Here is a 23,333-nt window from a genome sequence, read left to right on the forward strand (position 1 = left end):
TCTTTATAAAAATCGATTTTAACCGACTATAAAATAACGGATTATCATATGTTTAAAAATATTTTACTACTTTCATCAATGCTAATTCTTCTTTCCAGCTGTGCAACTATGACTCCAGAAAAAGCAGCATCATGGGACAGTCAAACGCTCTGTGATACTTTGGCAATAAGCCGTCAGTACGGTGACATTAAATTTAACCCGAATGCTCAAATGATTATTTCTGAATTGGAAGTTAGGAATGATTTTACCTTTAAAGAGATGGAAGCTATCAAAAAAGGGGAAATATACATAGGTATGAAGTTAGCTCCAATGTATTGCTCATGGGGTACGCCAGAAAATACGTCATTATCTACTGGCTCTTGGGGGACAAGCACACAGCATATCTATTCAATTGGTACTTATGTATACACTGAAAATGGTAAAGTCACTAGCTGGCAAATGTAGATAATGACTATTAAATTTATTGCCATCTAGATATTTAGCTCTACTTTTAGTGGATGAGCGACACATTAGGAAAGCGTAAGGATTAGTGAAATATTAGTGACATATTATGTCGAATCTTACCGTTTTATTACCGCCTTGACTGTTCCACTTTGTATTGTGTAACTTAGGATTTATTAGGGTTTTATTAGGGATTCTCAATGTTTGATAATTGGCATTATCGAGCATTAGAAATGTCTGTTAGATGCAAATCATGTTTGCTGTGCAATATGGCGCAGGTAAGTAAGGTTACAAGCCACAATTAAATCTGGTGTGTGAATAGTCACATGTGAACCCTACAGTATTGAACGGTGTCATCTACTAATTTCTTGAGTCCTTAAAGGCATTAAAAAAAACCACTCGGTTTAAGTGGGTTAGTTGAGTTAACTTGTTTTTAATTCCTCTGATAAGTGCTTTTAAACCTTAACAATACTTAACAGTTGATGACTGTAAAAAAGAATCTGAAACACTCGATAACCTAATAAATATTAGCTGGGTTTATTGTGGTTTTTCCTTAAGCCTACTGTGACCATAGTTATGGCACCCTTGATACAACTTTCCCTTGCCTCTACCTTTAAATAAATAACTTACATGAAATACCAGTGCAACCATAGAATGCGAATTGATAAGCTCACCCTTTGGCTGAAACAACGAATCTGACTCTATTAATAAATCATCCCTGCTTAAACGGTAATGTTTAATCCACGTAGGGGTTGACCCTCCCACATTTCCCCATATTGAAGCTATATTCAATTTTAGCCAGTTAGGACTTTGAACCTTACGCCCATCCAGCATAAGTACAATGTGGTAATGCTGATTTTTACCACATTCAATTTCACCTGCCCAAGAATAACCAGTACAACTACCTTCATAATGCCTTTTAATTCTTTTCTTGAGTCTTGTTAGAAACTTATCGAGTTGAACATTGTCATTTCTAACCCTCAAGCTATCAACGGGAAAACTCAAATCAAATCTAAATACAAAAACTTTCGATGACCAACTTAGCATCGCCGATAATTGATCTAGCCAGCACTTAAACTCCTTTAAATTAACTCCGCTTTTAGCTGAATTTATACGCCAGATTTTATTTTTATGCTCAATATAATCTTGATAACTAAGATACATAGAACTTCCATAGATATTATTAAGTAACCCGCAAGATAATCGTCATAAGTAAAAGGCTAAACCTTATTCTGGTAACAGCACTCAGGTTAGTGAACACTATCTTAAGGGGGAAGGAAACACGGAAATGCGCTTTACCAATCTTAATGAATCTAAATCACTTAAATTAACTACTGTTTTTATTATGTTTTTTTTCAACTTAACAACCGAACTTGAATGAATGACCATGATTAGGCTATCCTTATTAAATGGTTAGCAGTCGTTCCGCCAAGATTGAGCTGCTAACCATGTTTTAACCTAAAGGGCTTAAGCTATTGCTTAGGCTCTTTTTGTTGACTTGACGAAAACTCCCAATCATTTGCCGCAAGCTCATTAATACGGTTTATCAGCCATGTTGCCCCACGCCACTTTATAGCCTTTCTGAGTGCGCGATCTAATACTGATGTACGCTTTGCCCATACAGCTTTACTTACTCGTTTTCTCATCGCTTCCCTGTCGTTAAAAAACTCTTTGATCTGCTCAGTGGTCATTATGTGATAGCAATAGTTACCATGCGCCCTCTTGCTTGTTATCTCTACGCAATGATTAACTCTCAATGCAGAGATAATTGCGTCCTCTTTATCTACTTCTATGTCAGCATAACCCCTACCAACTGGGCTTGTTGTCATCCCACTGAGCAAGAAAAGTAAAATATTTTTGTGCCCTAAATCCATTGATGCCAGCTCTTTAAAAGCGTCAGGATGATCCTTCTTTATCTCGCCTAGCGTATACCGTCTAATAGACATTTTTAGTTCCTTTTTTCATGGTTTGCCCTAAAACGGTGGCTGACAGGTGGCTAAACAACACCCCCAAACAACAACCTATTTAATATCAGGCATTTAAATACTTAGCTTTATTCCTATGTAAGATAAAGCTAAGCTGTTCTAGTTTGAGTGCGTGAATCTATAAAGGCATCTAAGTCCGATTTTCTGTAAAAAACTCGTCTGCCAATTTTAGCGAAGGGGATAGGATGCCTATTTACAGAACGCCAGATATCAAGGGTTTCAGATTTGATACCTAGATACTCGGCAGCTTCTTTATTTGAAAGTCGATCTTTTAGAAATGAAATTGCATGTGTCATGTTTATAGCTCCATCTGGTTATTGTTTAAACTTGATGAAGGTATAATACCCCCTTGAAATTATAAGAAATAGTTGGGGGGAAACTATAATAGTCCCCCCCCCCTAAGAGTTATTTGTTCTCATACTAAATTGACACCATCTTTAACACACTTTATAAGCCATTCGGCTTGCCAGCTATCCGGCTTCATTAAGTCATCCTTAGTTATGTTTAAAAACCTGCCAGCCAAAGCATCGAACCGTTCTCTTATTGTTTTATTTGCCAAGCCGTATTTCCTTGCTGTAGCAGAGATGCCATTAACCCTAGCGAACTCAAGCATTTCAACGCTCTCATTTGCTGACTTGCGTTGCCTGTGATTGGGATTCTGAAAAACACTCTTATACTCTTTTAACGGATCTCTACCACAAAGATACTCCCACAAAAGCCACGCCACCTCCTTATCATCTCCAGATGCGTTAGCCCTACACCAATCAATAGCCTGATTATTCAAGTCACACTGTTTGTTAAATATTCCAGCCTCTTGAAGCTCTACCATTTTCTTATAGTTAATGTATCTCGACTTACCACTGGTCATCTCAAAGCCCTCCTAGTAGTTCTTTTCGTTGTTCTGGTGTAAGTGCCTGCAATTGTTCTTTTAAAGTGTCCACGGCTGTTTGAGGGGGGGCACAGATTTGCTCAAGCCCTGCACGAACCTGACTTAAGTCGTGATGTGCATATGTTCTTTGAGTAATAGCAATTGAGCTATGCCCTAACGCCTTTTGAATTATCGCTAACTCTATGCCAGAACGAGCCATTCTAGTGGCTGTAGAGCGCCTTAAATCGTGAAAGGTAAGCCTTTGCGCTTTGTTGTCAGAGTAAAGTCCTGCACGCTGTGTTACACGCCTCCAAAACGAACCTTGACCTGTTTTCTCGACAACATGACCTGATTTACTTCGCTTATTAGGGAACACAAACACTTCACCATCTTCTGCGTCTTGGCTTCTACGGTTTAGTATTTCCATTGCTGTGGGGATTAATGGCACTACAAGCCCTTTTTTAGACTTGGCTTTACTTGCTGGAATAGCCCAAATTTTTTGAAGGGGGTCTATTTCTTCCCACCTTAAAGACAATACACAGCTTTTACGTTGACCTGTCATCAGAGCGATAAGCACAATGTCTTTGTAAATTTGTGGCTCATCTTCTAAAGCTGTCAATAATCTAGCTTCTTCTTCTTCGGTTAAAACCCTTTCCCTTGGCTGTTCTGCAAACTTCTTAGCAACGGCAAAATGATTCTCAGCAATTAAGCCCTCTCGCTTGGCGTAGTTAAAAACAGACTTGATTTGAGTTAAGCATTTATTACTTACAGAGGGTGATTTTGATGCTTTCAACCTAGCGATGATTTGTCTTGCCTGATCATTGGTTAGGTCTCTTACATCGTCTTTATCAAACAGCGGGTTTGTATGGAGGGTAAAAATACACTCAGCATCTTCGAGGGATTTAGGTCTACGCTCACCAGCAGTAATCCTAACTTTAAAGTCAGCTTTGTATGAGTCGAACAAGTCTGAAAACCTAAAGCGGTTTAAGCGCCTTTCTCTTGCTGCTTTCTTTTGTTCATTAGGATTAATCCCTTGCCTGAGCAACTCAAGGTTTTCTAATGCAGCTTTTCTGGCTTGTTCAACAGTCATTGAACCAAACTCACCAAGTGTAATGGTAAGCTTCTTTCCTTGGTGTTTTTTAACTAACTTGAATACCAGACCACCTTTTGAGGTGAAAAGTAATTGCAGCTCTTTGATTTCCGTATCACCACAATTATAAGAAATACCTTTACCAGCAATGGTTTGAAGCTTTGTCTTTGTAAATTTAAAACGTTCCATATAACCACCTATCAAACCACCCCCTAGCCACCAGAGAGGTAAATAACCGTATATTTACGGTAAGATTCATTAAGGTTATACTATCATCGAATTGACCTCTAAACACTGATTTATATAGGTTTATCAAGATTCATTAAGGTAGGGTTATTAGTTTTCCTTATCCCTTGTGGGGAGACCATATCAGCTTATTAAGATGCTAATACCCCCCCTCTAACTCTAACTCTAACTCTTATGAGGACTTAAGTTATAAAGACTTAACCCAAACTCTTGTGTTTATAGAGTCGTAATTCTGAATTAAATCCGTCTACCGTTTCAAACCCAAATGGATGAACATTCGTTGATACCAACTGATAATCAGGTAAAAAGGTATCGTAATCATCACCTTTGATTTGCTCTTTAACCCCAGCATGGCTGCCATCTGTTGCCAATTGTTTTCCTTCACGTAGATTTCGTAAAAGCACGTATTTACAGTTGAGTCTGGCAACATGTTCAAGATAGTTCTTAACGATATCAGGCTCCATTTCTTGAAAAGAAATAAAGTTAACGAACAAGTCTAAATCGCCGCTCACCTGAGGCAATTGCCATGGACACAAAACGGCCCCTTTATAACGTTCAGAAAGGTTAGGTAAAGATGGTTCTTGCATCGATTTAACCGTTTGATAATCAGCAATATTATCTTTTCCAAAATGCGTTTGGAGGTAGTAAGTCGAAAATAAGCAGGTCGGTGCAATATCAACATTCATATAGAATGTGTTGTTACGGCTATCGCTTAATAAAATCTCGCCGAGGGAACCAAAACCACCACCGATTTCAAGCACTGTATTAATTGGGACATCTTTAATTTGCTGTTTAAGAAAATTAAGACCCAATAAATAATTCAAACTAGAGCGACTAAACTTACGGTTTTCGAACTCAAAATGTTCAATTGGTGTACCTATCGAGCTTTCACTGAACTTATCAGTAAACGGCTGCTTGTTAGTCTCACTTGCTTTATACACTCTAAAATCACTTCTTGCATGGCTTTCACCCGACAAGAAATCCTGCATAGATAGAATTGCTTTTTGATCTCCAGCTAAATGAGCTTCGCAAACTCCGACCAGGTCTTGATACTTTTCAGGACGCGTCGCCCAACCATGAAATTTATAGGTTGGTACAAAAAACGATAATGCACTCTTAAGACTTCGGAAATTTTCAATACCATGAGTTTCAATATCTTGCTGCAAGCCATTAGCACCAAATTGCCAAAAGCTGGTTGGCAAATATTTGGAATCAACTTGCTTCATATCTTTACTGATTATTTCAATTTGTTCAGTCCACATGGAACATCACCCTTTCATTTTTTATTATTAACGTCCTGTTAAAGTTAACAAAAACAATAAATCAGGAAATATGTAAATACATTTTAGCGAGTAGCCCACACAACGACTCCATTGCGTTATGACCAGTTTCACTATTGTTGTAGAAAATCTTTTTTATCAAGATCTTCAGCCAATACTGGCTCACCAACATTGACGCTGCGAGTCAATGTTGCCCCAATTAAAGACTTCATATGCTTTGGATGTAAACCACTGCCATTACGCAATACTTTAATATCCTCTTCACCTATCAGTTCACCGGCAGAGCGGTCGCGGCAATAAAAAATTGAGCGGCGGCGAAGTTTATCTTGTTCAGACACACTGTAATTGACTTTACCTAAACATGATTCGACATTTCTTATCTGATTTACCATGTCACGAAACTCATCAGGCTCCATTGAAAAAGCAGAATCTGGGCCGCCATCATGTCTGTCTAATGTGAAGTGTTTTTCAATGATTCTGGCTCCCAGGCTCACAGCTGTCATCGGCACTAATGAGCCCATGGTGTGATCGGATAACCCAATCGGCACGTTAAACTTTTTCTGCATATCGGTGATCATATGAAGATTGGCATCGTTTAAGCTTGCAGGATATTGAGAGGTACATTTAAGTAAAGCAACATTAGTATTGCCTGCTTCGAAACAAGTCTTAAGCGCTAACTCAATGTCCTTATCATCCGCTACGCCTGTGGAAATAATCAGAGGTTTGCCTGTACGTGCGGCTTTATCAATGAGCGGAATGTGGTTAATTTCGAAAGAAGCAATTTTATAGTAAGGAACATTAAGTGTTTCAAGGAAATCCACCCCCTCAAGATCAAACGGACTTGAGAAAAACGCCATACCCAATTCGTTGGCAAGGGCTTGTAAAGGCTGATGCCATTCGTAGGGCAATGCGGCTTCTTGATAAAGACTCCACAAGGTACGTCCTTTCCACAAACCTGCTTTCCGTTTGCCAAAATAGTCATTATCGACATCTAGACATAACGATTCTGGACGGTATGTTTGAACTTTAACAATATCCGCTCCAGAATCAGCCATCGCCCTTACCGTGTCGCAAGCTCGTTGTAAGCTACCATTGTGATTGGCTGACAATTCGGCAATCACTAAGGCTCTTTTAGGTAACCAATCAGTCATTTAATTTACTAAAATAAGCGATTAAAGCGGCTGGGGAAGTTAACTCGTCAATCAGCTCATCAGGAACTTGATGACCTGTAAGCTGCTCAAGTTCGACAAATAAATTAAACATATCTAGGCTATCAAACCCTGCTTCTTCAAAGGTTTTATCAAGCACTAGACCTTCGGTATCAACTGCTGCACCTGACTCTTCTAAGGCTTTTTTTATTACGTCTAAATTGACCATGTTGGCCTCCTAATTATCTATACATTAATGCACTGGCCCACGAGAAGCCTACACCAAATCCACTTAGTACAATGTTATTCCATTCACTATTCATTGCATGTTTTTCTATCAAAAGAGGAATGGAAGAAGAAACCGTATTACCCGTGTCCTTCAAGTCTTTAATAAAGCGCTTTTTGTCCGTAAAACGCCGTGCAATGGTATCCACAATCGCGGCACTACCTTGGTGAATTAAAAAAGCATCCACTTCAGCCTCTGTTAATTCGCAAACGCCCAACAACTCTTTGATATGCTTAGGGACATTCATAGAAGCAAAGTTGAATACTTGTCGCCCATTCATCGACAAAATGCCTTCTTGAACTTGTAGGCTTTCTGCCCCCTCTCCGTCCGTGCCGAACAGAACAGGGCCCAATTTGAATACAGGATTTTGCGAAATCCAGCTCACAGTAGCAGCATCGCCAAATAACATGGAAGTGACTCTGTCAGAAGTATCAATAACCTTCGAATAAGGATCTGCTGTTATCAACAAAGCTTGTTTCATTCCAGAAGCTTGCAACAACCCTTTAATAATATAAAGGCCATACACATAGCCTGAACAGCCAAGTGATACATCAAAAGCGGCAATCGTTTTTGGTAGTCCCGCTTTTTGTTGCACTATTGCTGCGGTATGAGGCAGTTTTTCACCATCACCATTTTGAGTCACGACAATCAGAGCATCGATTTTTTCTTTATCAAAACTCGGCTGTTGCTTAACGAGCTGTTCAATGGCTGCTACACATAAATCAGAACATTCTTGATCTTCGGCCTTACGAGGCAACTTAACGGGGCCTAATTTAGACTCAACAAATTCAGCAGTTTCGCCAAAGTGACTACCTTGCTCTACATTATCAATTGAGGAGGTAGGGATATAGCTTGCAATAGCTTGAATACCGATTTCCATTATTGTCCCTCCACGATAAATCTAATTTGACCTAGCTTTACTCCGTCTAGCCACACTTCAGACACTGAAAATTTGCCATGTAGCATGGATTGAAGCTTTATTTCTGCGCTTTGATATTCTGTTGGTAAATTTTGTGTCAGGTTTAACTGGCCGAACAACCATTTCCCTTTGCTAAGAGGAGCAATTTGGTTATGCATTTTTTTGGTCAACGCAACAAGCACTTCAATACAGGTGTAATCGTCAACCGGTTTGTGCATCTTTATTGTTGCTGGTGATATTGTTAGTTCCGCATTAGCAACTAACTCATCTTCATCAAATTCATAACGGCCTTCAACAAGAGTATTTCCCTCAACCCACCATAATGGAACTGTGTCACCATCACTCAGGCTAAATTTACCTGTTGCCACTACCGTGCCTGCTTCAGGTCTTTGGGTTGTTAACTCACATTGAAACCGTGCAAGCTTTCTAAAACTCAGTTGGCTCAACCTTGTGTTTTCAGGCATGTGTTGAGCGACATAATCAAGCGTAAACCGATAAAAATCAGTCCCGTGTAAGTAGTTTCGGTTACCTTTAAATTCAAACATATAACCACCTCTTATCTAGCTGACTCGACGGGCTGGATTCCCAAGCCATGTAGTGCCTTCGCCAGCATCTTTTAACAGCGCAGAGCCCGCTCCAATAACAGAAAAAGCTCCAAGGTTTAAACCATCACGTACTACGGCATTGGCAGCAACATGTACCCCTTCTTGCACGCAGGCATATCCACACAAACACACATTAGGACCAATATCGACATAATCGGAGATTTGTACATCATGCCCCACATTCGCTCCAGCTCGAACAAGCACATTGCTGCCGATTTTAACCTGAGGTTGAATGGATACATTCGAGCAAATCACACTACCAGCGCCAATTTGCGAATCAAAACCTATCATTGCACTCGGGTGAATTAAGGTCGCCATCCGCTTAGACGGAATGCCCAGCGACTTTAATAAATCAGTCCTTTCTCGCATTTTCCCAACACTTAACAAAGCAAATACAAAGAGTACATCTTGGTCTAAGTCACGCCACTGTGAAGGTTTCCCTAGCACTGGCCAATGAAACAGTAATTCATCAGTACTGTGATGATCATTAAGAAATCCGGCTAGCTCAATATCATCACCAGCGCGCTGCATATCCAGTATAATTTGCGCTAATACTGCACCATTTCCGGCGCCACCAATGATAACGATTCGCTTTTTACCCATACAGTTTTATTCCTAATTTTAATCACTTAGTTGAGTATCTGTGTCATCCAAGTATTTTTCTTATCCCACCCTAACATGACCTTTTTTGCACTCGCAGACATCGCTGACAACATTTCAGGTTGTGCGAATAATAAAGCCATCTTTGACTCAAGTTCGTGCGTTAAATTTTCACTCACTTTTCCGAGGTGAATAATGGCATTTAAGCTGGCTAGTTGTTCATTAGGTACGGTCTGATTATCTGCAATCGTCCAACAAAGCGCTGGCAATGCTGCGGCGCAACGTTCCCAAGAAATCCCGCCACCAGCACCAATGGCTAAATCAGCATCTGCCATCAGTTTTGATATTCGTGTCGATTGAACTTCAAGATTCAAATAGCCTGAATATTGCTGACATAACGCACTAAGTCGCTCAATGTGAGGGTATGACGATCCAACCACAACATCGACTTTTTCTAACTTGTTTCGAAATGACGGCTGGGTTAACACATCACAAACTTGTCCCGTGATGTCATCTTTATCAACGCCACCAAAACACACAAACACTTTGTTAAGTTCAGTTCTTCGTTTCGGATTAATCTCAGTAAATTCCTCACGAAGGGGAATGTGCCAAGGGCCAAAAAGTACCTGACCTTCTCCAGGTGTAGCAGAACGTTTATTTAGTGTTGGATCAATAAGAAGCTGACATTCATGTGGCCTGTCTCTGAGTCCATCAATGACCAAAGCATGAGCGTGGGTTTCTGATGTTAACTTTTGCTCCCAGATTGCACCTAAAGAGAAATGGTCAACGATGACCCAATCAGGCTTTATACCAGCTTGTGTTAACTCACGTATCGTCTGCTCAGCATCTTTTTCTTCTGTGCATCCCAACCAATGGCTATGAGGGTAATCACCATGTTCCTGGGTATATTCTTCAGGCTCTGGCAGCATGACAAGCGGAAACGCTCTCAAAACGTCAGATTGATGACCAATATGATTACGACAACAAAATGTCACTTCTGCACCCAGTTTTTTGAGTAACTTTGCGATAGTCAAACAACGCATGATATGACCGCTACCGATATGGCGGCCACTATCTGCACGGATTACGACTTTTTTCACATTCTTCCCGCTAGAAATATACGTTCAGCAAACACCCAATCTTCTTCAGTATCAATATCTTGCACTTGATATCTCGGCACAATAAAAGGCGTAGCATGGTTGGAGTACATTATATCTCCTCGTAAAAAAGCTTCAGCTTTACCCCAATAAAACTGTCCAGCATCGTGATAGGCCTCGACGAGATCTTGAGAGCGAGTTTGTAATTGATGCGGGGTAAACATTTCAACATGGCCAGCGTCATTCATAAATAATGCACGCTGGATAGGTGAGGCAAAACTTGTCACGGTAAAGCAAAAGTCTGTCCCCACTTCAATAAGTTGAGCAAAACTTTGCTTTATCGCTTTGGCTGTTACAAACGGTGCTGTTGCATACAAGCAGCAAGCATGCTCAACATCACCTAAGTTATCGTTGACCCAATTAATGGTGTGATTTACCACAACACGCGTTGTCGCCACATCATTTGATAATTCAGCGGGTCTAACAAAGGGAACTTCAGCGCCGTAATCTTTGGCAATTTTTGCGATTTCCTGACAATCAGTAGACACAATAACGTGATCGAATAATTCAGATTCAATCGCCGCTTCAATCGATCTTGCAATGATTGGCTTACCACAAAAAGAGCGGATATTTTTCTTTGGAATACGTTTACTGCCACCACGAGCAGGAATAATTGCAATTCTCACTTGATTAACTCCTTTAGAGTGCCACAAATGAATGCTAATTCCTCGGAGGTTAAATCAGGAAACAAAGGTAAAGTGAGGCAAGATTGATAGTAAGCTTCAGCTTGCGGAAAATCACCTTTCTTAAAGCCAAGCTCTTGATAGTATGGCTGCAGGTGAATCGGGATATAATGAACATGCACACCAATGCCTGCTTCACGCATCTTTTCAAAAATTTGTTTTCTGTTGCAGCCTTTTGGCAGCCTAACAAGCAACAAGTGATAAGCACTTAAGGTGTCTTCTAAAGGCGTAACGACTTTAATTTGAGTATCGTTAAACTGTTGCTGGTACTCCAAAGCAAGCGCATTTCGCTTACTTATAAACGTACTCAAAACATTAAGCTGACTATTACCAAGAGCCGCTTGCAAATCCGTCATGCGATAGTTAAACCCTAAAGCGTGTTGTTCGTAAAACCAACCTCCTTCATCAGGGTTGAGCAATTCGGTTTGTTTTTTGGTAATACCATGACTACACGTTAGCGCCATTGAATTGGCCAATAAAGGATCATTCGTTGTCGCAACGCCACCTTCAGCTGTGGTGATAATTTTGACTGGATGGAAACTAAAAACGGTAATATCACTATATTGGCAACTACCAATAGGCGAGTTTAGATAATGGCCACCAATAGCATGGGCAGCATCTTCGATAACTTTAACCCCATACTGTCGCGCGAGTGCCGAAATCTGCAACATATCGCAACTATGGCCTGCCATATGAACTGCAATAATGACTTTAGGCAAAGCCCCTTTTTTCGCCGCAATGGCTAATTTTTCGGCTAATGCAATCGGACACATGTTTGCAGTTTGTGGCTCGATATCAACAAAATCTATTTCAGCCCTGCAATATAGGGCGCAATTTGAAGATGCAACAAAAGAGATAGGGCTTGTCCAAACTAACGCTTTCTCGGTCACACCTAATGCAATACAGGCGGCATGTAATAAAGAGGTTGCACTGTTGGCTGCGACCGCAAATGATGACTTAGTGATGTCAGCAATATTTTGTTCAAATAACGGCACTTGCGGGCCTTGGGTCAAAAAATCCGAATGGAGTACCGAAACAACTGCGTCGATATCTGCATCAGAAATGGATTGGCGCCCATATGGAATCATTATTACGCCTCATCCAGATTTTTAATTTGTTCAATCGATAAAAAATCAGGGTTCTTACCGGAATCATACTCAAACCCGAGTTCTACTAACTGCCCTTTCTCACCGAGTTTATTGGTTGAGTAATCGTTATCTCTGCCAAAAAAAGTAATACTCGGGGTAATCACAAAGTGATCATCAAACTCTAAAGTATGGTGAGAATCATCTCCTGGGCACATCACTTCATGCATTTTTTCACCGGGTCTAATCCCCACAATGTCTTGCTTAAGACCTGGTCCACATGCTTCAGCTAAATCAGTAATTCGTACAGAAGGAATTTTAGGGATGAATATCTCACCACCTTGCATTCGTGAGAAGTTTTTCAGCACAAAATCAACACCATCTTGAAGTGTGATCCAAAACCGTGTCATATCAGGGTGAGTAATAGGTAAAGAATCAGCGCCGTTGGCAATAAGCGATTTGAAGAAAGGAACAACCGAACCACGAGAGCCGACGACATTGCCATAACGCACTGCTGAAAAGCGTGTTCTGCCATCACCAACAATGTTGTTACCAGCAACAAATAACTTGTCTGAAGCCAGCTTAGTTGCGCCATATAAATTGATTGGGTTAGCCGCTTTATCGGTTGATAATGCGATGACTCGTTTTACATTATTAGCAATCGCTGCCTTAATGACATTTTCTGCACCATGAATATTGGTTTTGATGCATTCCATCGGATTGTATTCAGCAGCCGGAACTTGCTTAATTGCCGCTGCGTGAATGACATAATCTACATCTTTGAATGCTTGCATCATTCTATCTGCATCACGGACATCACCTAAAAAGTAGCGCATGCAAGGATCATTATAGACTTGCTGCATTTCGTACTGCTTTAGTTCATCCCTTGATAGGATAATCAACCTTTTTGGCTTATAGCGCGCTAAAATAGTCTTTGTATATTTCTGTCCAAACGAACCAGTACCGCCTGTTATCAGAATAGATTGATTATCAAACATGCACTCTCCAAATCATTGTAATTATGTCCATGCGGTAGGCTGAAAACCCATTAAACTTATGCAATATATGATTAAAAGCAAAAATCACACCACAATAAGCTTACTTAACGCACTCTGGGAAAATTTCTAGCCGCGTATTTCTAAGCCTGTATTTTTTGAGTAATTAACCAACAATAATATGCATTACTTTTAATTACTTAACTAAACCTACCGCTAGCTTGAGTCTATCACTCTATAAGCTCAACTAACTATCGACTTAGGCATTTTTTTATCACCCGAGTCTAAAAAGGTGATATTTGAAGCTCACATTTTCGCATGTCGCCACCTTTGTCAAAATGTTGACTAACGAAATTGAATACTCTGCACACAGCAACTGACTAATATTTCTAGCATAGAAAATTTCATTCATTCAATCTCTAACAATAATATAGTTGAGCAGCATCACCGAAAGCTTGGCATTTAGCCTTATTTCAGCCATAAAAAACGACATAGGGAAACCATATGCCGTTTTATTCACTCAATGAGCTCAATTGATATTCTTTACTTTGGTTTTCTAAATACCAAAGTGAATCTGTCCGTATTGCCAGTCACGGTTTTACGCCCAACCTCGTAACGTAATTCATCATCAGGGCGGTAAAACATATTCGATGATTTCTCTAACACAAATCCTGCGGCTTGCACTTCTAAAATCACATCGACAGGATCTTCACGGCGACGCATTTCATCAGTTTCAGGCATCATGTGGCGTCGAGTATGATCAACAATCACATAAATCCCTCCCGGTTTTAACGCATCAAATGTGGCTTTATTCAGTTTAGTTTTATCTTCTACATTGAAGTTATGGTACTCGCGAATACTGAGCATCATATCTGCATCTGTCATACCAAAATCAATATTACCTAATGTGTAACTTCTTGCTTTTGGGTTCCAGTCCAATGCTATAGGTAGCTTTTGCGCTTTACTCATCGCATCTTTTGCTAACAGATCATTCAAACCTTCTAACCATTCTGCTTTATAGGCTAAGTGCAATTCACCTTGAGCTTTTAACAGCGGGGCCAGTATTTTGCTATACCAACCATCACCAGGAGCGAATTCAATAACCTTCATCTCTTTTGTTAAGCCAAAAAATTCCAACGCATAATAAGGGGCACGATTATCATCCCTTTGCTTATCGGCATCTGTACGATGCTCCATTTTCATCACTTCAATGACATCTTGTTGAAATGGCGTAAGAGCAGAAAAAGATGAAAAACTACACAACAAAGAGGTTCCTGCTATCACTGCAGCAATCCAAGTCTTACTCTTATCAATCCTTAACATGTCAATCTTCCTTTTCCGCTCAATGTAATGAGTCGCTAGTCAAACTCGCTTAGGTTAAACAATTATCTTAGTTATTGTATGCCGTAATTGTATGCCGTAATTGTATGCCGTAATTTTATGCTGTAATTGTATGTCATAGTGACTATACGTCACTGCCGTTATATGCGCACACTAATATGTTGCCAATTATGTCTATATTTAACCGACTTACGAGAGACACTAGCCACTATTGCGCATCGTAGAGTACAAAGAATAACGTTGTAAAAACCACTCTTAGCAACCGGTTTGGTTTGCAAAAAAACTCGGTTCGGTAGCGCCAGGAAATGCTAAGTAAAAAAAGTAGCAAGTATCAGTGAAGGTATAGCCTTTTGGAAATAACAACACCAAGATCCCTGCAATTTCAAAGGTGCCCCAATCAGCAGTGATCTCAGCATTAAGGTTATTTACTTGCTCAAAACTTCCCTCTATCGCATTTTCAATATTGTCAGCAGTAGGCGAAATAAAACCAAAGCTTGTGGTGATAGTTTCTCCGTTAAGTTCAATAGAGGATGAAGAAAGTTTTTCTTTACCTTCAATTGCCAGCTTAGAGTAAACAATTGAATTAGCGGACTTTATGGCGGCCTCTAAGCTATCGAGACTTGCAATGGATGCATCGGTTTTCAGGTTTAAAAACTTGGGGGCAGCAATGATTGCAAGCACGGCTAAAATAATGATAACCACGACCATTTCAATCAATGTAAATCCCGCATTATTTGACTCAATCAGGTTAAATTTTTTCATAGTTCACCTAAGCGGTTATAAAAAGCAAGGTCAGATTTGTTCAATAAAAAATCATTCTAATATCAGTTATAACCCTACCTAATGCCTTATTCAAGCTAAGAAAACCAATGACCTATATCAATAACCACATAATAAAAAACCAACACTATGCTGGTGTTGTTTTTTTAGTTGGGCGACATTTATTTCAGTAATAAGCTAGGCTGTGAGTAATCGCCACCACATCCCGGGTAAACTGGTAAAGCCGGTGGTGTAATATTGCAATTCACCGTTTTTAAATACCATGACAGTTGGCGTCACTTGCACAGACCACTTACGAGATAAGAAACCTTGTCGATCATTTATCGTACTTAATGTATACCCTTTGTCAGACAAAAAGTGTTTCATTTTTTCGTCACTGCCTGAGCTCATTGCGACCGAGACCACTGAATAGTGTGCACTGAGTATATCTACTGCTGGAGTCACAAATTGACATACAGGACACCAGGTTCCCCAAAAGTAGACTAACACAGCATCGTCATGGCTCATGGCCAACACATCAACAAGGTCACCATTTAAGTCGACTGCAGTCATCGTTGGTAATGACTCTGTTGGTAAATCTTTTCCTCGCCAAAGATCAACCACTGTCGATACCAAAATAAACAATACCAACATAATTGATAATTGTTTCAAACCACTGAGTAGTTTCTTACCCCATGTTTTCTGGTTGGGCTCTTTCATCGTTATCTGGTGTTCCAATGTCTTATCGTGTCTAAGAAGGCTCGGTTATCGCAATACAGGTTTTACTACTGATTTCAATTCTAATATTCAGACTCAGGTTTTTACTCAGTATTGCGACTGCTCGTTGACTAGACCGCCAGACTCAACATTTGTATTCACATTGGTTGATAAAAACTTATCGAGCTGATGCTTGCTCAATTGCAGCAAGCACTTGTTCTGTCGTTAAAATGACCGGGAGCTTTATTCCATCTGGTGCATTAGGGCCGTAAACCACGTTAAACGGCACCCCGAATCGGCCATGACTTTGTAAGTAATCAGTAATCGGTTGCGATGCTGTTGTCCAATCACCTTCCACTAACGCCATATGGTCTTGTTTTAGCGTTGAATAAACAGGGTCTTGTAAAATCACCCCAACCTTGTTGGCTTTACAGGTAATACACCAATCAGCGGTTACATCCACAAATACCGTTTTGCCTTGAGCCACACTACTTGCAATATCTGTTTGCTCAAGAGGCGTCCAAGCGAGATCCGTTGGCAGCGGATTTGACCAGTCGTCAGACGTTGCAAATGCGCCAATAGCAGCAAACATCACCACCATGCTAAAACTTGCAATAACAGCTGGAACGCCATATTGCTTGGCCATAAGCCCAAAGAAACCTAGCACTAACACAGCCGCAATGACCCATAGAGCTATAACATTGATAAAGCTTGATAATAGGCTGATTAGCCATAAACTTGTCATCAACAATAGCACCGAGAAGAACACTTTAACGATATTCATCCAGCGCCCTGGTTTAGGGAAATAACGGGCTATTTGCGGAAACATAGCCACTAATAGCCAGGGTAGTGCCATTCCTATTGCTAATGCAGTAAAGATGACCACTAAGCTAAGCACATCTGCCCCTAAGGCAAAAGCCACTGCGGTCCCTAAAAACGGGGCACTACAGGGGGTGGCGAGTAAAGTGGCAAACATGCCTTGTAAAAAATGACCTCGATGATCATTGCCACCCGTGGTAGCAAGTTTAGTCTGCAAACTCGATGGAAGATTAATTTCGAATGCACCAAGCATATTCAGCGAAAATACAGAAGTGACAATCACCATAAACCCAATAAACCAAGGGTTTTGGAATTGCACGCCCCATCCCACAGCTTGTCCCGTAACCTTCAGCATAATCACAAAGGCAGCCAACAGCCAAAACGACACAATAATGCCAAATGCAGAAGCGATAAATTGGGTTCTTATTTGATTTTTCTGCAAGTCAGGCGCAGCAATAACAGAACTTAACTTCATCCCTAATACAGGCAATACACAAGGCATCACATTAAGAATCAACCCGCCTAGTAATGCAAAAAATAGCATTGTCAGTAATGAATTATCTGACATATCAATTGAGGCTAACCGAACATTCGCTGCGTATTCATATGCTCGCTGATTATCACTTACCGTAATATTCAGTTGCTTCGTATCCAATTGGGCGTCTTCGTTCCAAGTCGATATCTCAAAAAAAGCCGTCCATACTTTCGAACCATCATCACGTGTTTGTCGACTTACGCTAATAGGATTGAAATTGGTTTCTTTATCGCCATCAACAATGACCTGTGGCTGACGCCAACTGTCATCTAATAACGTCACTTGGAGTAGGTTTTGCGCTTTGTCCCACCCAACATTAACTTGATCATTAGCCGTATCAATATCCACTAATTGTGGCACTGCCGAAATGGCTTTATTGAACTCAAACATCGCTTCAGTGTCTGCTTGAAGTTGATTCGCGGTTAAATCCAATTCGAGCTGATAATCCGTCAGAACACAGACAGTCGTGCAAGATGATAAGGTAAATTTGCCCATCAGTGACGTTGGCGCATTAATATCTTCGACCTTCAGCGCAATAGGGAATACCACCTCACCTTGATAACCCTGGGTTTTATAACCCATGATGGTGTATTGCTGAGGCGTCGGCCATTGCCAATTCACGTCTCCAAGATTAGATGACTCACTCCAATCTATTTTCGGGGCAATGCCGCCCTCACCCGGCGTACGCCAGTACATCTTCCAATCATCATCTAATTGCACATCTAAAATGGCAGGAACCGTATTGGTTTTTTCATCAAGCTCTCCGGTCAGCATAAAGCGAACTTTTACTGGCGGATGATTATCATTGACTAGCCAACCTGTCGTAGCAGCATTGGCCAATGGAGTGATGCTTGCCAGCATCAACATCAAAGTAGAAAAAATGATCGTTTTGACAATATTCAACAAACTTTCCTTATATTGCCCTCATTCTGCTCGAGCAATAAATACGGTTGTAAAATGACAATAAAAAAATGCGTTACCAAGGACATAGACGATGGCAGCTTAATAGACCGAAATAATGACAAAATAGTTCATCTAATGTCACTAAATTAGTGGATAAAGTGTAAATCTGTGAAGCGGTACTTTATTTATTGATTTTCATGACAACACACCCATTTTACCCACTCTCATCTAGCGCTTTATTTCTGACATAAACTGAAACAGGTTAAATATAGACATACGTTTGAATGATTGCTTTAATCGAATCAGGTGTTTTTGTTGTATTTCGATATTGTGGCCCTAAAGGCACAACTGCTCTGAAGTTGAGACACCAAGGAAAGGCAAGACTCACTCATTTATCAATAAAATGAGACAACAATAATAAGGATAATTTTCCATGAAAGTAATGCATTTGAATAAACTCATGCTAGCTATTGGCGTTGCATCTTCAGTTTTTATCGCTGGTTGCGGCAATGACACCGACTACTCTCGCTCCCCTGAAGTTACCCCTGAACCTGAAGTCACACAGCCACTGCAAGCTTTTGCACCAGACGGGATGCTTAAAGCACAAATTCGTCGAACTGCTTATGGCGTTCCACATATTCAAGCCGACAACCTTGAAAGCTTGGCGTTTGGCAGCGGGTACGCCCAAGCACAAGATAACTTATGTATACTTGCCGATGGATTTATCAAAGCCAATTCTGAACGCTCAATGTATTTTGGGCCTCACGCCTCAATTGACTTTGCCACAGGGCTTCCAACAGCTGAAGATAACGGCAATTTAATTTCAGATTTTGCTTATAAAGCACTTAAAATTCGCGAGTTAGCCGAAAACCAATACTCACAATTTAGTTATAACTCACGTGCATTAATGGAAGGCTTCAGCGCAGGATACAACCAGTATCTTGCTGACGTCGATGCAGGGGAACAGCAAGCTTCCCCTTTTTGCGCAGGCCAGCCTTGGGTTAAGCCCATTGAAGGGGTCGATGTTGCAAACTATTTATTCTCTATCGCCTTATTACCAGGCGCAGCTAACTTTTTAGATTTGATCTTTTATGCTAATCCTGGTGATGCTGAAGAGTACCTGCCACGTATTGTTGGCACAGCGCCATCAGCAATGCAAACCGCCTTTATTCAAGATGTGAACACCAAATTAATCGCTCGTGCCAATACCATTACTACACCAGATACCAACCCTCGTGATTTAGGCTCAAACGGCTGGGGACTCGGTAAAGATAAAACTGAAAATGGCAAAGGAATGGTGCTGGGTAATCCGCATTTCCCTCATACGGGCAACTTGCGTTTTTGGCAATCGCATATCACGATTCCTGGCCAGCTTGATGTCATGGGCGGATCACTCGTTGGCATGCCAGGGTTAATCAATATTGGCTTTAACAAAGACCTAGCTTGGACACATACCTTCTCAACTGCCGAGCATTTTGTGATGTATAACCTTGAGCTAGTCAGTGGCGATCGCATGCAATACCTTTATGAAGGTAAACCCATGCCAATCAACAAAGAAACCGTGCAAGTCCTCGTTAATGGCGGACCTGCAGGTATGCTCATTGCGGAAAAAGACATCTATACCACGGCTAAAGGGCCAATTGTAGAAGCCCCTGTTGGACTTGCTCCTTTTGGTTGGGATGATGGCCAAGCCTTTATGATTCAAGATGCCAATATGGCTAACAAAGATCCTATCGATCATTGGTTTGCAATGAATCGCGCTACCAATAAAGATGAGTTTCAACAAGCCTTTAAGAACTATGACGGGGTTATTTTTAATAACACCATGTACGCCGATAAAGAAGGCAACGCATTTTATATTGATGACTCAACAGTGCCGGGCTTAAGTGATTTTGCCGTATCTTTGCTAAAAACCAACCCGGATATTATTGCGGCTAGAGAACAAGCAGGCTTTACCATCTTACCTGGTAACACCTCTATTTTTGATTTCGACAGCCCAATGCCGTACAACCGAGCGCCGAAGCTTGAACGTACTGACTTTGTGCAAAACTCTAATAACTCATTCTGGTCAACTAACCTTGATGAGCCATTAGAGAATTATTCACCAATGTATGGCCCTGAGCGAGGCCAGCTGTCACTTCGTACCCGCATGGCACTCACCTTAATGGAAGATGCAGCAGGTGATGATGGTAAGTTTAATATTGATGAGCTAGAGACCGCGCTGCTGTCTAACCGGATATATTTAAACGATCTTATTTTTACCGACCTAATCAGCCAGTGTGATGCACAAGCTGACACGCCAGTCATGGTGACTGATTCGATTTCTAAAGATATCAGTAGCGCTTGTACTGCGCTAAAGGCGTGGAACGGCAAACAAGATAACGACAGCGTTGGCGGCGCATTAATTCGTGAGTTTGCACATCAGTTTGATCAAAACAGCATGTTAGCTGTGCCATTTGACTACAACAATGCTGCAACTACGCCCCATACCTTAACCACAGGTGGCAGTGCGCTCGTAGCACTTGCTCGTGCAACTCTTAATGTTGAAGCGGCAGGATTTGAAGTTGATGCGCCAATGGGGTCTGTTCAATTTGTTGAAAAATCATTGCCTGATGGCAGCGCTTCTGGCACCAAACTACCTTGGCCTGGAACCCACAATGCAGAAGGCGGATTTAATGTATTTTCTACCAGCTTGTCAGGCGATGATACTTTAATACCTCAGCATGAATATGCCGCAGTGATGGACGCGGTATCAGGGGCACCTTTGGCTTCAGGGTTAACTGCCGAAGGCTATCACATTCGCTATGGTTCAAGCTGGATGATGGCGGTGAGCTTTACTGATGATGGCCCTGTAGCTAAAGGAATCTTAACTTATTCTGAGTCGAATAATATTCTTAGTCCCTCTTTTGCCGATCAAAGTGTGCTTTATTCAACAGAAAAGCGATTGCGTCCGTTTCTATTTAATGAAGCTGATATTGCCGCATCCGTTGAGTCCACGACTGAACTAAGCTTTCAAAAAGGTGAATAGCTTACTGTTAACTCGTTAATAATCACTTAGCGGCATCTATAGATGCACCTTTAGCTGCATATAAATTGTCATCAATACTAAGCCCGCATTTCGCGGGCTTTATATTGATACAAGTACAGCTAAAAAGCTCAAGACGTAATGGTAAAATCAAGTTAATCCAACAGCGGCCCACTCAATTAAGCAACTCGCAATAAACACCAACAAAACCAACCTATGCGCAACCCGCAATAAACACTCAAGGCCCAATAAAGACACAAACAGATCTGCGGTTAACCCGGTATTTACATTGGTATATTTTATTTGTAGCCCCTCATTACACATGGCTAAAATCTCGCTCAATTCCCAGTAAAGGGAATACATAAATAATAAATGGGGTTCAATATGAAAATGTTTAAAACTGCTGCAGCTTTAGCTGTCGGTGTATCGTTGCTTACGGGTTGCAACGACGAAACAAACAACTACTATCCAGGTGAACCAGCACCTGAAACAACAGATGTACGCATCGGTGCTTATAACTTGTCATTTGACAGAAACACCTTTGAAGATCTTGTCGCTGAAATGGCGTTAACCGTCGCAGAGCAAGATGAATTAATGGAGAAATGGTTCGATGAGTCGCTTAGCGACGAAGAACTAGCTGTAGCAGAAAAGGTTATTCAAATTCGCAACGTTGCAGCAATTATCCAAACTGAACGACCTGCAATCTTATGGATGGGTGAATTCAATAACGATGGGACAGCAGAAAGCCAACAAGCAATTCAAGGTTTCCGTTTAAACTACCTGACTGTGCCACAAAATGCGTTAGGTTCAACATCGGAAGAATTTGAAGCCCTTGAGCCAATACAATTTGGTTATTTTGAAAACTTCGCCACTAATACTGGCCTATTAAGTGGTCACGACTTGAATCACGATGGTAAAGTTGCCCTTCCTGATGATGCTTGGGGCTTTGGCTTCTACCACGGTCAATATGCATTCAGCTTACTGTCTCAATACCCAATTGATACAGATAACATCCGTACTTTCCAAGACTTCAAATGGAAAGACATGCCAGGTGAAACCAACCCAACCATCATTAACTGTGAAGACGAAAACAATCCGATCCCAGAAGGAAAGGCATGTGGTGATGAATGGTACAGCGCTGAGGCATGGGCAGAAAAGCCAATGTCATCTAAGAACCATGTTGATGCCCCTATTATCATTCCTACAGCAGATGGCGATAAAGTCATTCACTTATTAATGTCGCACCCAACACCACCTATTTTCGACACTGTGACTGAAAACAACAAGTTACTTAACCGTGCTGAAATCAAATTCTGGGATGATTACACATCTGGTGAAGGTAGCTATATTTACGATGATGAAGGTAACAAAGGCGGTATCGATAGCGATGCATCATTTGTAATCTTAGGTGACTTGAACGCTGATCCAGAATCTGGTGATGGCTACTTAGATACCATCAAAGACTTAATGTACAGTGACCAAGTTAACCAACTTGCTACTCACGGAATTTACGCACCAAGTAGCTTAGGCGGACCAGAGTGTTTGTCTAACGGTGAATGTAAAGAAGAAAACTGGGGCACTAAGTACCCAGATCTTGTGACCAGCACATCTGGTTTACGCTTAGACCACGTTATCCCTTCAAGTGACTTGAATGTGACTGATTCAGGTGTATTCTGGCCAGCGACTTTTGAAGAAGGTCGTCTAATGATGAATGACGAGCGTGTAGGTAATTGGGGCGGCGGCGGAAAGTCAGTTTCTTCTGATCACCGTTTAGTCTGGATTAACGTAGAACTTTAAACCGTCAATATAGTGAGCTGAAACAGTTTATTTCTAATACAAAAGCCCG

At 41.0% G+C, this 23,333-nt stretch carries 22 protein-coding genes; 3 read left to right on the forward strand and 19 right to left on the reverse strand.

The features are described from left to right. Positions 1-48 precede the first annotated feature (48 nt). On the forward strand, positions 49-444 hold the full coding sequence (locus AN944_RS13000) for a hypothetical protein (protein ID WP_055025059.1): 396 nt from the start codon (positions 49-51) through the stop codon (positions 442-444). A 534-nt stretch (positions 445-978) separates the two neighbouring features. Here AN944_RS13000 and AN944_RS13005 read toward each other — a convergent pair. The 19 genes from AN944_RS13005 to AN944_RS13095 all read right to left on the reverse strand — a co-directional run bounded on the left by AN944_RS13005 (position 979) and on the right by AN944_RS13095 (position 18,462). Continuing rightward, positions 979-1,605 carry an inovirus-type Gp2 protein gene (locus AN944_RS13005; RefSeq protein WP_055025060.1) on the reverse strand — a complete coding sequence of 209 codons (627 nt, stop codon included), beginning with the start codon at positions 1,603-1,605 and terminating at the stop codon, positions 979-981. Between the two features lie 308 nt (positions 1,606-1,913). Further along, positions 1,914-2,387, reverse strand: a complete 474-nt coding sequence (locus tag AN944_RS13010; protein WP_055025061.1) for a hypothetical protein — start codon at positions 2,385-2,387, stop codon at positions 1,914-1,916. 128 nt (positions 2,388-2,515) lie between these two features. Continuing rightward, positions 2,516-2,722, reverse strand: a complete 207-nt coding sequence (locus AN944_RS22055; protein ID WP_055025062.1) for a helix-turn-helix domain-containing protein — start codon at positions 2,720-2,722, stop codon at positions 2,516-2,518. A 119-nt stretch (positions 2,723-2,841) separates the two neighbouring features. Beyond that, positions 2,842-3,294: a hypothetical protein gene (locus AN944_RS13020; RefSeq protein ID WP_055025063.1), complete on the reverse strand. Its 453-nt coding sequence runs from the start codon at positions 3,292-3,294 to the stop codon at positions 2,842-2,844. A 1-nt stretch (position 3,295) separates the two neighbouring features. Continuing rightward, entirely contained in the window at positions 3,296-4,573 is a 1,278-nt protein-coding gene (locus tag AN944_RS13025; RefSeq protein ID WP_055025064.1) for a site-specific integrase, read from the reverse strand. Between the two features lie 254 nt (positions 4,574-4,827). Next, entirely contained in the window at positions 4,828-5,892 is a 1,065-nt protein-coding gene (locus AN944_RS13030; protein WP_055025065.1) for a putative sugar O-methyltransferase, read from the reverse strand. A 131-nt stretch (positions 5,893-6,023) separates the two neighbouring features. Further along, a complete protein-coding gene (gene pseI, locus AN944_RS13035) occupies positions 6,024-7,061 on the reverse strand; it encodes a pseudaminic acid synthase (protein WP_055025066.1) in 1,038 nt (345 codons plus the stop codon). Then, positions 7,054-7,287 carry an acyl carrier protein gene (locus AN944_RS13040; RefSeq protein WP_055025067.1) on the reverse strand — a complete coding sequence of 78 codons (234 nt, stop codon included), beginning with the start codon at positions 7,285-7,287 and terminating at the stop codon, positions 7,054-7,056. The genes pseI and AN944_RS13040 overlap by 8 nt, the downstream gene beginning before the upstream one ends. A 13-nt stretch (positions 7,288-7,300) precedes the next feature. Beyond that, positions 7,301-8,224 carry a ketoacyl-ACP synthase III gene (locus AN944_RS13045; RefSeq protein ID WP_055025068.1) on the reverse strand — a complete coding sequence of 308 codons (924 nt, stop codon included), beginning with the start codon at positions 8,222-8,224 and terminating at the stop codon, positions 7,301-7,303. Next, positions 8,224-8,808, reverse strand: a complete 585-nt coding sequence (locus AN944_RS13050) for a hypothetical protein (RefSeq protein ID WP_055025069.1) — start codon at positions 8,806-8,808, stop codon at positions 8,224-8,226. Before AN944_RS13050 ends, AN944_RS13045 begins: the two co-directional genes overlap by 1 nt. A gap of 15 nt (positions 8,809-8,823) precedes the next feature. Beyond that, positions 8,824-9,471 (reverse strand): NeuD/PglB/VioB family sugar acetyltransferase, encoded by a 648-nt coding sequence (locus tag AN944_RS13055; protein WP_055025070.1) that lies wholly within the window; start codon positions 9,469-9,471, stop codon positions 8,824-8,826. 26 nt (positions 9,472-9,497) lie between these two features. Continuing rightward, positions 9,498-10,568 (reverse strand): UDP-2,4-diacetamido-2,4,6-trideoxy-beta-L-altropyranose hydrolase, encoded by a 1,071-nt coding sequence (gene pseG, locus AN944_RS13060; RefSeq protein WP_055025071.1) that lies wholly within the window; start codon positions 10,566-10,568, stop codon positions 9,498-9,500. After that, a complete protein-coding gene (gene pseF / locus AN944_RS13065) occupies positions 10,565-11,251 on the reverse strand; it encodes a pseudaminic acid cytidylyltransferase (protein WP_055025072.1) in 687 nt (228 codons plus the stop codon). Before pseF ends, pseG begins: the two co-directional genes overlap by 4 nt. Further along, positions 11,248-12,396, reverse strand: a complete 1,149-nt coding sequence (pseC, locus tag AN944_RS13070; RefSeq protein ID WP_055025073.1) for a UDP-4-amino-4,6-dideoxy-N-acetyl-beta-L-altrosamine transaminase — start codon at positions 12,394-12,396, stop codon at positions 11,248-11,250. Before pseC ends, pseF begins: the two co-directional genes overlap by 4 nt. A 2-nt stretch (positions 12,397-12,398) precedes the next feature. Beyond that, positions 12,399-13,391: a UDP-N-acetylglucosamine 4,6-dehydratase (inverting) gene (gene pseB, locus AN944_RS13075; RefSeq protein WP_055025074.1), complete on the reverse strand. Its 993-nt coding sequence runs from the start codon at positions 13,389-13,391 to the stop codon at positions 12,399-12,401. 540 nt (positions 13,392-13,931) lie between these two features. After that, positions 13,932-14,711, reverse strand: coding sequence for a class I SAM-dependent methyltransferase (locus AN944_RS13080; RefSeq protein WP_055025075.1), 780 nt, complete (start codon positions 14,709-14,711; stop codon positions 13,932-13,934). A 273-nt stretch (positions 14,712-14,984) separates the two neighbouring features. Next, positions 14,985-15,491, reverse strand: coding sequence for a prepilin-type N-terminal cleavage/methylation domain-containing protein (locus AN944_RS13085; protein WP_055025076.1), 507 nt, complete (start codon positions 15,489-15,491; stop codon positions 14,985-14,987). A gap of 195 nt (positions 15,492-15,686) precedes the next feature. Next, positions 15,687-16,208 (reverse strand): protein disulfide oxidoreductase, encoded by a 522-nt coding sequence (locus AN944_RS13090; RefSeq protein WP_055025077.1) that lies wholly within the window; start codon positions 16,206-16,208, stop codon positions 15,687-15,689. Between the two features lie 175 nt (positions 16,209-16,383). Then, complete coding sequence (locus AN944_RS13095; RefSeq protein ID WP_055025078.1) at positions 16,384-18,462, reverse strand: protein-disulfide reductase DsbD; 2,079 nt, start codon at positions 18,460-18,462, stop codon at positions 16,384-16,386. Between the two features lie 442 nt (positions 18,463-18,904). Here AN944_RS13095 and AN944_RS13100 point away from each other — a divergent pair, with 442 nt between their 5' ends. Both AN944_RS13100 and AN944_RS13105 read left to right on the forward strand, forming a co-directional pair. Then, on the forward strand, positions 18,905-21,490 hold the full coding sequence (locus tag AN944_RS13100; RefSeq protein WP_055025097.1) for an acylase: 2,586 nt from the start codon (positions 18,905-18,907) through the stop codon (positions 21,488-21,490). A gap of 381 nt (positions 21,491-21,871) precedes the next feature. Next, positions 21,872-23,284: an endonuclease/exonuclease/phosphatase family protein gene (locus AN944_RS13105; protein ID WP_055025079.1), complete on the forward strand. Its 1,413-nt coding sequence runs from the start codon at positions 21,872-21,874 to the stop codon at positions 23,282-23,284. Positions 23,285-23,333: the final 49 nt, after the last annotated feature.

Origin of the sequence: Shewanella sp. P1-14-1 (assembly GCF_001401775.1) — a bacterium.
Taxonomy (GTDB): domain Bacteria; phylum Pseudomonadota; class Gammaproteobacteria; order Enterobacterales; family Shewanellaceae; genus Shewanella; species Shewanella japonica.

Bases quoted from the DNA above. Each gene is read 5' to 3' on its own strand.
- AN944_RS13005 (WP_055025060.1), bottom strand. From the start codon at position 1,605: ATGTATCTTAGTTATCAAGATTATATTGAGCATAAAAATAAAATCTGG.
- AN944_RS13090 (WP_055025077.1), bottom strand. From the start codon at position 16,208: ATGAAAGAGCCCAACCAGAAAACATGGGGTAAGAAACTACTCAGTGGT.
- pseC (WP_055025073.1), bottom strand. From the start codon at position 12,396: ATGATTCCATATGGGCGCCAATCCATTTCTGATGCAGATATCGACGCA.
- AN944_RS13040 (WP_055025067.1), bottom strand. From the start codon at position 7,287: ATGGTCAATTTAGACGTAATAAAAAAAGCCTTAGAAGAGTCAGGTGCA.
- AN944_RS13080 (WP_055025075.1), bottom strand. From the start codon at position 14,711: ATGTTAAGGATTGATAAGAGTAAGACTTGGATTGCTGCAGTGATAGCA.
- AN944_RS13100 (WP_055025097.1), top strand. From the start codon at position 18,905: ATGCATTTGAATAAACTCATGCTAGCTATTGGCGTTGCATCTTCAGTT.
- AN944_RS13025 (WP_055025064.1), bottom strand. From the start codon at position 4,573: ATGGAACGTTTTAAATTTACAAAGACAAAGCTTCAAACCATTGCTGGT.
- AN944_RS13010 (WP_055025061.1), bottom strand. From the start codon at position 2,387: ATGTCTATTAGACGGTATACGCTAGGCGAGATAAAGAAGGATCATCCT.
- AN944_RS13020 (WP_055025063.1), bottom strand. From the start codon at position 3,294: ATGACCAGTGGTAAGTCGAGATACATTAACTATAAGAAAATGGTAGAG.
- AN944_RS13045 (WP_055025068.1), bottom strand. From the start codon at position 8,224: ATGGAAATCGGTATTCAAGCTATTGCAAGCTATATCCCTACCTCCTCA.
- AN944_RS13105 (WP_055025079.1), top strand. From the start codon at position 21,872: ATGAAAATGTTTAAAACTGCTGCAGCTTTAGCTGTCGGTGTATCGTTG.
- AN944_RS13030 (WP_055025065.1), bottom strand. From the start codon at position 5,892: ATGTGGACTGAACAAATTGAAATAATCAGTAAAGATATGAAGCAAGTT.
- AN944_RS13055 (WP_055025070.1), bottom strand. From the start codon at position 9,471: ATGGGTAAAAAGCGAATCGTTATCATTGGTGGCGCCGGAAATGGTGCA.
- pseB (WP_055025074.1), bottom strand. From the start codon at position 13,391: ATGTTTGATAATCAATCTATTCTGATAACAGGCGGTACTGGTTCGTTT.
- AN944_RS13000 (WP_055025059.1), top strand. From the start codon at position 49: ATGTTTAAAAATATTTTACTACTTTCATCAATGCTAATTCTTCTTTCC.
- AN944_RS13085 (WP_055025076.1), bottom strand. From the start codon at position 15,491: ATGAAAAAATTTAACCTGATTGAGTCAAATAATGCGGGATTTACATTG.
- pseI (WP_055025066.1), bottom strand. From the start codon at position 7,061: ATGACTGATTGGTTACCTAAAAGAGCCTTAGTGATTGCCGAATTGTCA.
- AN944_RS22055 (WP_055025062.1), bottom strand. From the start codon at position 2,722: ATGACACATGCAATTTCATTTCTAAAAGATCGACTTTCAAATAAAGAA.
- AN944_RS13050 (WP_055025069.1), bottom strand. From the start codon at position 8,808: ATGTTTGAATTTAAAGGTAACCGAAACTACTTACACGGGACTGATTTT.